The sequence below is a fragment of the Corallococcus aberystwythensis genome (genome assembly GCF_003612165.1).
Lineage (GTDB): Bacteria > Myxococcota > Myxococcia > Myxococcales > Myxococcaceae > Corallococcus > Corallococcus aberystwythensis.
Genome location: NZ_RAWK01000339.1, coordinates 1 through 9,368, shown reverse-complemented (window position 1 = coordinate 9,368; position 9,368 = coordinate 1). Strand labels below are relative to the sequence as shown.

Genomic DNA, 9,368 nt, shown 5'->3' with positions numbered 1-9,368 from the left:
GACGACCTTCCCCGCCTTCGCATCGAAGAGGCGGGCCGCCTTCAGGACCTGGACCCGCGCGGGCGCGGCGGCGGAAGAGGACAACGACAACAGGAGGGACCCGAAGAGCAGAGCGTGTCGCAAGGTCCCGCCATGCTACCGCCTCGGGTCATCCCGCGCGTAGCCGGTCGAACTCCACGGCGCAGTGAGCGGAGAACACCTTCACCTCATGGCCGTGCGCACGCACCAGTCCCCGCAGCCGCTCCTGGTTCCCCAACCGTGCGGCGTTGTCCACGGACTTCAGCTTCTGGAACAGCGCCACGCCCCACGGACTCCGAGGCGCCACGGTGTCCACCTCGCGGTGGCTGAAGTACGCATCCCCCGCGTGCAGCACCCAGCCCCCGGGCCCCTTCACCGCGACGCCGCAGTGGCCCGCGGTGTGGCCCGTCAGCGGCACCAGCAGCACCTCCGCGTCCAGGCCTGGAATCACCCGCACCGCCTCGAAGCCGAACCACCGCTCACCGTCCACCGCGTACCGGTTCCACTTCGGCCCGTGCGCCCACTGCACCGGCTGGTATCCGAACTTCGCGCCGGTCTCCGGCGGCAACATGGCTGCGGCGTGCTCGTCTCCGAAGACGTGGACCTGGGCGTCCGGGAAGTCCGCCAGCCCCCCGGCGTGGTCCAGGTCCAGGTGCGTGGGCACGATGTGCCGCACGTCCTCGCGCTTGAACCCCAGGCGCTCCACCTGGGCCAGCGCTGTCTCCGCGGGGTCCAACCGGGGCGCGTTCCTCTTCAGGAAGCGCTGCCCCAGCCGTCCCTTCGCGTCCTCCACGTCCCGGGTCCCCAGGCCCGTGTCCACGAGCACGAGCCCCCGGGACGTCTCCAGCAGCAGGCAGTGGCAGACCATCCGGGCCCGCTCGAACAGCCCGCCCGAGCCCGTGACGAACCGGGCACTGGCGGGACACAGGGTTCCACAGTTGAGGTGATGGATTCGCATGCCCGGCAAGGTACGGACCGCGCCCCTGGGCCCGATTGGAGGAATCGGCCATGCGCCTTGGGCCCGGGTTGAAAGCCCGGGCCCGTCCGCCCCATGCTTCCCCTCCGCATGGCCGCTCCGTCCGACACCGCGCTGGCTCCCCGGACCGACCTGGCCCGCTTCGTCCAGCGCGTGCGCGTGCTCTGGCGCGGCCCCTCCCACGGCGACTACGTCCGCGTGCCGGACGGCACCGTGGAGCTGGTGGTCCGCGTCACCTCCACCACCTGCGACGTGCACGCCCTGGGCCCCCGGGAGCAGGTGGTGCGCAAGGCGCCCTCGGAGGTCCCGCCCGACACGCTGGGCATCCAGTTCAAGCCCGGCGGCGCCTACCCGTTCTTCGGCCTTCCCATGTCGGAGCTGGCCCACCGGTCGCTCTCCATCGACACGCTCTGGGGCAAGGCGGACGGCGCCCGGATCCGCGAAGCGCTCGCGGAGGCTCCCACCTCCCAGGCCCGTCTGCGCACGCTCGAGGCCGCGCTCGTGGACCGGCTCCACCGGGACGACGTCTACGAACCGGCCGCCGCGTACCTCGTGCGGCGCGGCATCCGCCTGCTCGCCGGCGCGGGGGAGCTCCCCCGGGTGGCGGACCTGGCCCGCACGCTTGGCGTGAGCGAGCGGCACCTGCGCCGCGCCTTTGACGACGTGCTCGGCATGGGGCCCAAGTCCTATGCCCGGCTCGTGCGCTTCCAGCGCGCGCTCCAGGCCTCCGGCGCCCAGGGCACACGGCCGGACTGGGGCCGCATCGCCGCCGGTGCCGGGTACTATGATCAGGCCCACCTCATCGCGGACTTCCGGGCCGTGCTGGGCACCACGCCGGGAGCGTGGGCGCGGGCCCGGGCGGCCTGATCCCCTTCGGACGCGGCGCGTCGGAACGCGGCGGGTGGGAAAAGCAGCTGCCTTGGACGGACTCCTGGGAATCGTTCGGGCGCCCGGACGTTGTGCTTCGGGCGTGGGCGTTTTCCCAGCTTGACCGACGTCGGGTCATCCACCACAAACGCCCCGTCCCCGCGGCTCTCCGTCCCGCGGCCCGAAAGGATCCCATTTCATGAAGCGATTGATCGTCATCGCCGCCCTCGTGGGTGCCGCCCCGGCGCTCGCCGATGAAGGCATGTGGACGTACAACAACTTCCCCGCCGCCAAGGTGAAGGAGAAGTACGGCTTCGAGCCGAACCAGCAGTGGCTGGAGAAGCTGCGGCTGGGCGCGGTGCGGCTCGCCGGCGGCTGCTCCGCCAGCTTCGTGTCGCCGGATGGCCTGGTGATGACGAACCACCACTGCGCGCGCGGCTGCATCGAGCAGCTGTCCACCGCGAAGCAGGACTACCTGGCCAACGGCTTCTACGCGAAGACGCAGGCCGAGGAGAAGCAGTGCCCGGCGATGGAGGTGAACCAGCTCGTTGAAATCACCGACGTCACCGAGCAGCTCAACAAGGCCACCCAGTCGATGACCGGCAAGCAGTACTCGGACACGCTGAAGGCGGAGATGGCCAAGGTGGAGAAGGCCTGCGCCAACGGCGACGACAAGGTGCGCTGTGACCTCGTCACGCTGTACCAGGGCGGCAAGTACAACCTGTACAAGTACCGCCGCTTCCAGGACGTGCGCCTGGTGTTCGCCCCGGAGCACGCCATCGCCTTCTTCGGCGGTGACCCGGACAACTTCGAGTTCCCCCGCTACGACCTGGACGTGACCTTCGTGCGCGTCTACCAGGACAAGCAGCCGGTGAAGACGCCGGACTACTTCAAGTGGTCCGAGCACGGCGCGAAGGAGAACGAGCTCACGTTCGTGGCCGGCAACCCGGGCCGCACGTCGCGCGCGCTGACCATCGCGGAGCTGGAGTACATCCGCGACGTGTCCATGCCCAAGACGCTCATGCACCTGTCCGAGCTGCGCGGCATGCTCACCGAGTTCCAGAAGCGCGGCCCCGAGCAGAAGCGCATCTCCAGCAACCTGCTGTTCGGCGTGGAGAACGCCCTCAAGGCGTCCAAGGGCCGCCACGAGGCGCTGCTGGACAAGAAGTTCTTCGCCACCAAGGTCGCCGCGGAGCAGGAGCTGCGCAAGAAGGTGGACGCGAACGCGGAGCTGAAGAAGAAGTACGCGGGCGCGTGGGACGAGATCGCCAAGGCGGAAGCGCAGCTCGTCAACCTGCGCAAGGACCTGGGCTTCATCGAGCAGGGCCAGGGCCTGTCCTCCAGCCTGTTCGGCATCGCCAAGACGCTGGTGCGCGCCGGCGACGAGCTGCCCAAGGACAACGGCCAGCGGCTGCGCGAGTTCAACGACGCCAACCAGCCCGCGCTCAAGGCGCAGCTCTTCAGCCCCGCGCCCATCTACCCGGAGCTGGAGATTGCCCGCCTGACGTTCGGCCTCACCAAGCTGCGTGAGGAGCTGGGCACCAAGCACCCGTTCGTGAAGAAGGTGCTGGGCAAGGAGTCCCCGGAGCAGGTCGCCACCCGCGTGGTGAAGGGCTCGAAGCTGCGGGACGTGAAGGCGCGCCAGGCGCTCTTCGACGGCGGCAAGAAGGCCGTGGACGCGTCCAAGGACCCGATGATCCAGCTGGCCCTCCTGGTGGATCCGGACGCCCGCGCCATCCGCAAGAAGTTCGAGGAGGACGTGGAGTCCGTCATCAAGAAGAACAGCGAGCTCGTCGCCAAGGCGAAGTTCGACATCTACGGCACCAGCCAGTACCCGGACGCGACGTTCTCCCCGCGCGTGTCGTTCGGCTCGGTGAAGGGCTACACGGAGGACGGCCAGCAGGTCGCCCCCATCACCCAGATGTCCGGCACCTTCGAGCACGCCACGGGGCAGGAGCCGTTCGCCCTGCCCAAGTCGTGGGTGAAGTCGGAGAAGGTCATCACCGGCACCACGCCGATGAACTTCGTCAGCACCAACGACATCATCGGCGGCAACTCCGGCTCGCCCGTGGTGAACAAGAACCACGAAGTCGTGGGCTTGGTGTTCGACGGCAACATCCAGTCGCTGGGCGGTGAGTACGGCTTCGACGAGTCCGTGAACCGCACGGTGTCCGTGCACTCGGAAGCCATCATCGAGGCGCTCCAGAAGATCTACGGCGCCAACCGCGTCCTGGAAGAGCTGCGCCCGGGCAGCACCAAGGTCGCGCCGGTGAAGGCGAACCCGGCGGGGTAATCTTCCCCACCGCGTCCTGAAGTCCCCAGAGGCTGTCCGGTGCGAACCGGGCAGCCTCTTGTTCTTGGTAGCGTGCGCCCCATGCCGGACAACGCTCGAAGCGAGCAGTTCATGCGGGACGGGTACCTCCGCATCGACGGGGCCTTTCCCCGGGAGGTCGCGGACGAGGCCCGGGCCCTTCTCTGGAAGGACACGGGCTGCGATCCGGACCGGCCCGCCACCTGGACCCGCCCCGTCATCCGCCTGGGCATGTACACGCAGAAGCCCTTCGTGGACGCCGCGAACACGCCCGTGCTGCACGCGGCCTACGACGAACTCGTGGGTACCGGCCGGTGGCTGCCGTGTGGCGCCATGGGCACGTTCCCGGTGCGCTTCCCGTCCCCTGATGGCCTGGCGGTCGACCCGGGCGACGCGGGGTGGCACATCGACGTGGGCTTTGATTTCGACAAGCCGGACTTCATGGACTGGCGCGCCAACGTCTCCTCGAAGGGCCGGGCGCTGCTCATGCTCTTCCTCTTCTCCGACGTGGGCGAGGACGACGCGCCCACCCGCATCCGCGTGGGCTCGCACCAGGACATCGCCCGGCTGCTGGGCCCCGCGGGCGAGGCGGGCCTGACGCTGCGTCAGCTCGCGGCCAATGGCTTTTCGGAGTCCGCCCACCGGCGGGAGGTGCTGGCCACGGGCGAGGCGGGCACGGTGTACCTGTGCCACCCCTTCCTCGTGCACTCGGCCCAGCCCCACCGGGGAACACGGCCGCGATTCATGGCGCAGCCGCCGCTGCTTCCCCGGGAACCGCTGAGCCTGGCCCGGCTCCCGGAGGACACGTCGCCGGTGGAGGAAGCCATCCGGCGCGCGGTGACCTGAGCGCGCCGGGCCCTACGGCCGCCTCACTCCCACTCGATGGTGGCGGGCGGCTTGGAGGAGATGTCGTAGACGACGCGGTTGATGCCGCGCACCTCGTTGGTGATGCGCGAGGAGATCTTCTCCAGGATGGGGAACGGGATGCGGGCCCAGTCCGCCGTCATGCCGTCCACGCTGGTGACGGCGCGCAGCACGCAGGTGGACTCGTAGGTGCGCTCGTCGCCCATCACGCCCACGCTTTGCACCGGCAGCAGCACGGCGAAGGCCTGCCACACCTCCTTGTAGAGGCCGGCCTTGTGGATCTCCTCCTGCACGATGGCGTCCGCGCGGCGCACCAGGTCCAGGCGCTTCTCGTTCACCTCGCCCAGCACGCGGATGGCCAGACCGGGGCCCGGGAACGGCTGGCGGGAGACCATCTCGTCCGGCAGGCCCAGCTCGCGGCCCAGCGCGCGGACCTCGTCCTTGAAGAGCTCGCGCAGGGGCTCCACCAGCTTGAGCTTCATGTGCTCTGGCAGGCCGCCCACGTTGTGGTGGCTCTTGATGGTGACGGACGGGCCCTTCCACGACACGGACTCGATGACGTCCGGGTACAGCGTGCCCTGCGCCAGGAAGCCCGCGTCCTGCACGTCGCGCGAGGCCTCCTCGAACACCGCGATGAACTCCCGGCCGATGATCTTCCGCTTCTGCTCCGGATCCGTCACGCCGGCCAGCTTCGACAGGAAGCGCTCGCGCGCATCCACGGTCTTCAGCGGCACGTGGAAGCGGTCCACGAAGAGCGCCTCCACCTGGGCCCGCTCGTCCTGACGCAGCACGCCGTTGTCCACGAAGATGCACTGGAGCCGGGGGCCAATCGCCCGGTGCAGCAGGAGCGCCGCCACGGAGCTGTCCACGCCGCCGGAGAGCCCGCAGATGACGCGGCCCTCTTCACCCACCTGCTTGCGGATGGTCTCCACCGCCTCGTCGATGAAGCCCTTCATCGTCCAGGAGCCGGTGACCTTGCAGTCCGTGAAGAGGAAGGCGCGCAGCATGGCCTTGCCCTGCGGCGTGTGGACCACCTCCGGGTGGAACTGGAAGCCGTACCAGGGCTTCGTCGCATGCGCGGCCGCCGCGAAGGGGGAGTTGGCGCTGCGGCCAATGGCCTCGAAGCCCGGGGGCAGCTCGTCCACCCGGTCGCCGTGGCTCATCCACACCTGCACCTGGTCGCCCGGGCGGAACTCCGCGAAGGGGCCTCGCGCGGTGAGCACCTCCACCGCCGCGCTGCCGAACTCGCGGTGCGCGCCCCGGTCAATGCGTCCACCCAGCAGCTTGGCGAGCAGTTGGAGGCCGTAGCAGATGCCCAGCACCGGGACGCCCGCTTCGAAGACGTACGGGTCGCAGCGCGGGGAACCGGGCGCTTCCACGGACGCCGGGCCGCCGGAGAGGATGATGCCCTTGGGGGCGAACTGGCGGATGTCGGCGGCGGGGAGATCCGGGCGGTGGATCTCACAGTACACGCCCAGCTCGCGCACCCGGCGGGCGATGAGCTGGGTGTACTGGCTCCCGAAATCAAGGATCAGGATCTTCTCGGAGTGCAGGTCCACCGGCGATTCTCCCAGGGGGCGTCGTTGACGGGTGGGGGCCCTTATCGCTACAAACTTCGGGAAATCAACGCTGAAAGGCCGTCAATTGTTCGTGCGCCGCCTGTCCGCTTCCACTGCCGCAGCCATGCTCCTCCTGTCCTCCTCGGGGTGCGTGAAGGAGATCACCTCCGACGAACGCCTGGAGCGGGACACCCGCAGCGTCGCGGTGAAGGACGCGCCCGGTGTCGAGCAGCTGTCCAAGCTCACCTGTGACGACACGACCCAGCCCCTCAACAAGGCGCGGGACGTGAACCGTCCGGAGTCCGACCGCCTGGTGGACTACGTCAACCTGTACTCGTCCCTGAAGGACCGCACGCACACCTTCGAGGACGCCATGGCCCGCAACCCGGACCTGAGCTACCGCGAGGGCAGCCAGAACCTGGTCAACGCCAAGGACACCTGCATCCAGCAGACCGCGGACGTCCGGGTGGAGTTCGAGACCTACCTGCGCGAGCTGGTGGACGTGCCCACGGTGCAGGAGATCAAGGGTGGCAACACCGTCACGGTGGCCCGCCTGGACTTCGCCACCCTGAAGAAGGCCATTGAAACGCTGGACCCGGATGACCGCGAGCAGCTGCTCCAGCGCGTGGGCGCGGCGGAGAAGCGCGTGTCCACCACGGCCGCCCCCGCCGAGGACACGTCCGGCGGCAAGCGTCGCGGCAAGTAGGCCCCCGCTGTCCTCCCCTGCCCCGGAGTCTCCTCCGGGGCGGGGACGGCCCTACTCCATCCGGTAGTTGGGCGCTTCCTCGGTGATGATGACGTCGTGCACGTGGCTCTCCTTGAGTCCGGCGGACGTGATGCGCGTGAAGGTGGCCTTCGTGCGCAGCTCCTCGATGGTGGCGCAGCCCACGTAGCCCATGCCGCTGCGGATGCCGCCCAGCATCTGGTGCACGTTCATGGAGAGCGTGCCCTTGTACGGGACGCGGCCCTCGATGCCCTCCGGCACCAGCTTCACGGCCTCCACGTCGGACTGGAAGTAGCGGTCCTTGGCGCCCTGCTTCATGGCGCCCAGGCTGCCCATGCCCCGGTAGCTCTTGTAGCTGCGGCCCTGGTACAGGATGACGTCGCCTGGGGACTCCTCGGTGCCGGCGAACAGCGAGCCGATCATCACGGAGCTGGCGCCCGCGGCGAGCGCCTTCACGATGTCGCCCGAGTACTTGATGCCGCCGTCGGAGATGATGGGGATGCCGTGCTTGTCCGCCTCGCGGGCGCAGTCATCCACCGCCGTCACCTGGGGCACGCCCACGCCCGCCACCACGCGGGTGGTGCAGATGGAGCCCGGGCCAATGCCCACCTTCACCGCGTCCACGCCCGCTTCAATCAGGGCGCGCGTGCCTTCGGCCGTGGCCACGTTGCCGGCGATGAGGTCGAAGCCCTTGAAGTTCTTGCGCGTGTCGCGCACGCCTTCAATCACGCCCTTCGAGTGGCCGTGCGCGGTGTCCACGACGATGACGTCCACGCCCGCCTTCACCAGCGCGTCGATGCGGGCCTCGCGGTCCGCGGACACGCCCACGGCGGCGGCGCAGAGCAGGCGGCCCTTGGCGTCCTTGGCGGCGTACGGGTGGGTGCGGCGCTTCTCGATGTCCTTGATGGTGATGAGGCCCTTGAGCTCGTAGGACTCATTCACGACGAGGAGCTTCTCGATGCGGTGCTCGTGGAGGAGCTTCTGGGCGTCGTCCTGGGTGATGCCCTCGTGGCCGGTGACGAGCTTCGTCGTCATCACGTCCTCGACCTTCTGGGAGAAGTTCTTCTCGAAGCGCACGTCGCGGCTGGTGAGGATGCCCACCAGGCGCTTGCCCTGGACGACGGGCACGCCGGACACGCCGTGCACCTTCATCAGCTCCAGGGCGCGGGCGAGCGGCGCCTTCGGGTCGATGGTGATGGGGTCCACCACCATGCCGCTCTCGAACTTCTTGACCTTGAGGACCTCCAGGGCCTGCTGCTCGGGCGTCATGTTCTTGTGGATGACGCCAATGCCGCCCTCCTGCGCCATGGCGATGGCGGTGCGCGCCTCCGTCACGGTGTCCATGGCCGCGGACAGCAGGGGCACGTTCAGCCGGATGTTGCGCGTCAGGCGGGTGGTGAGGTCGGCATCACGCGGGGTGACAGCGCTCTCACCGGGCAGCAGGAGCACGTCGTCGAAGGTGAGGGCCAGCCGGATATCGGGGTTCAACATGGGGGCTCCCGGAGGCCCCGCGGGGCACCAGCGCCCGGCGGGTGCGTGTCCATACGGTTTGCGCGGCTGCCGCGCAACGGAAGAAGGTTTTTTGCCGCCCGTTCCCAGGGACTTCGGGTGATACTCGGTGTCCCACCAACACTTATTGGGACTTGGACCGGGCCTTGGCGGATTTGAATCAAGCGGGGGCGGTCGGGCTGGTGGTGAAGCTGCCCTTCGCCACCCCCGAGGAGTTCCTCGCGAAATACGGGGGCAACATCACCCGGGGCGGCATCTATTTGCGCGCCAAGGCCGTGCGCCCACCGGGCACGGCCGTTACCCTGGACCTCCGCCTGGCAAGCGGCGACCGGCTCCTCTACACGGCGGCCATCGTCCACTTCGTCACCGGGCAGCAGGGCCAGGGCATCTCCGGCATGGGCCTGAAGTTCGGGGAGGCGGACCCACCGACCCGCCGGTTCCTCGACGCCGCGGTCGCCATCCTTCCGCACGCCCAGTCGGACCTGCCGCCCGTGCCCAACGGCGTGGGCCCGGCGGACTACACCATCCCCGCCCCCGCGG

Annotated in this window: 8 protein-coding genes; 5 read left to right on the top strand and 3 right to left on the bottom strand. The window is 69.2% G+C overall.

Translation table 11 applies throughout. The features are described from left to right. Positions 1-148: 148 nt before the first annotated feature. Positions 149-976, bottom strand: coding sequence for an MBL fold metallo-hydrolase (locus tag D7W81_RS36585; RefSeq protein ID WP_120560006.1), 828 nt, complete (start codon positions 974-976; stop codon positions 149-151). A gap of 108 nt (positions 977-1,084) precedes the next feature. On the opposite strand from D7W81_RS36585, the gene D7W81_RS36580 reads away from it, so the two are divergent. From D7W81_RS36580 to D7W81_RS36570, 3 genes are all read left to right on the top strand, one after another. Continuing rightward, on the top strand, positions 1,085-1,861 hold the full coding sequence (locus D7W81_RS36580; RefSeq protein ID WP_120560009.1) for a helix-turn-helix domain-containing protein: 777 nt from the start codon (positions 1,085-1,087) through the stop codon (positions 1,859-1,861). A 199-nt stretch (positions 1,862-2,060) separates the two neighbouring features. Beyond that, positions 2,061-4,154, top strand: a complete 2,094-nt coding sequence (locus D7W81_RS36575; protein ID WP_120560005.1) for a S46 family peptidase — start codon at positions 2,061-2,063, stop codon at positions 4,152-4,154. Positions 4,155-4,235: 81 nt separating this feature from the next. Continuing rightward, a complete protein-coding gene (locus D7W81_RS36570) occupies positions 4,236-5,018 on the top strand; it encodes a phytanoyl-CoA dioxygenase family protein (RefSeq protein ID WP_120560004.1) in 783 nt (260 codons plus the stop codon). Between the two features lie 23 nt (positions 5,019-5,041). Here D7W81_RS36570 and guaA read toward each other — a convergent pair whose 3' ends face one another. Further along, positions 5,042-6,595 (bottom strand): glutamine-hydrolyzing GMP synthase, encoded by a 1,554-nt coding sequence (guaA, locus tag D7W81_RS36565; protein ID WP_120560003.1) that lies wholly within the window; start codon positions 6,593-6,595, stop codon positions 5,042-5,044. Positions 6,596-6,719: 124 nt separating this feature from the next. Here guaA and D7W81_RS36560 point away from each other — a divergent pair, with 124 nt between their 5' ends. Beyond that, the gene (locus D7W81_RS36560) at positions 6,720-7,301 is read left to right on the top strand and encodes a hypothetical protein (RefSeq protein ID WP_120560008.1); all 582 of its coding nucleotides are present in this window, start codon (positions 6,720-6,722) and stop codon (positions 7,299-7,301) included. Between the two features lie 51 nt (positions 7,302-7,352). Here the strand turns inward: D7W81_RS36560 and guaB are convergent, their stop codons facing one another. Then, positions 7,353-8,810, bottom strand: coding sequence for an IMP dehydrogenase (gene guaB, locus D7W81_RS36555; protein ID WP_120560002.1), 1,458 nt, complete (start codon positions 8,808-8,810; stop codon positions 7,353-7,355). Positions 8,811-8,974: 164 nt separating this feature from the next. On the opposite strand from guaB, the gene D7W81_RS36550 reads away from it, so the two are divergent. Beyond that, positions 8,975-9,368 (top strand): TIGR02266 family protein (locus tag D7W81_RS36550; protein ID WP_120560007.1); only part of this gene is annotated, 394 nt, incomplete at its 3' end.

What these genes read in the sequence shown, in the direction of transcription:
- D7W81_RS36585 (WP_120560006.1), bottom strand. Translation starts at nt 976, where the DNA reads ATGCGAATCCATCACCTCAACTGTGGAACCCTGTGTCCCGCCAGTGCC.
- D7W81_RS36580 (WP_120560009.1), top strand. Translation starts at nt 1,085, where the DNA reads ATGGCCGCTCCGTCCGACACCGCGCTGGCTCCCCGGACCGACCTGGCC.
- D7W81_RS36575 (WP_120560005.1), top strand. Translation starts at nt 2,061, where the DNA reads ATGAAGCGATTGATCGTCATCGCCGCCCTCGTGGGTGCCGCCCCGGCG.
- D7W81_RS36570 (WP_120560004.1), top strand. Translation starts at nt 4,236, where the DNA reads ATGCCGGACAACGCTCGAAGCGAGCAGTTCATGCGGGACGGGTACCTC.
- D7W81_RS36560 (WP_120560008.1), top strand. Translation starts at nt 6,720, where the DNA reads ATGCTCCTCCTGTCCTCCTCGGGGTGCGTGAAGGAGATCACCTCCGAC.
- guaB (WP_120560002.1), bottom strand. Translation starts at nt 8,810, where the DNA reads ATGTTGAACCCCGATATCCGGCTGGCCCTCACCTTCGACGACGTGCTC.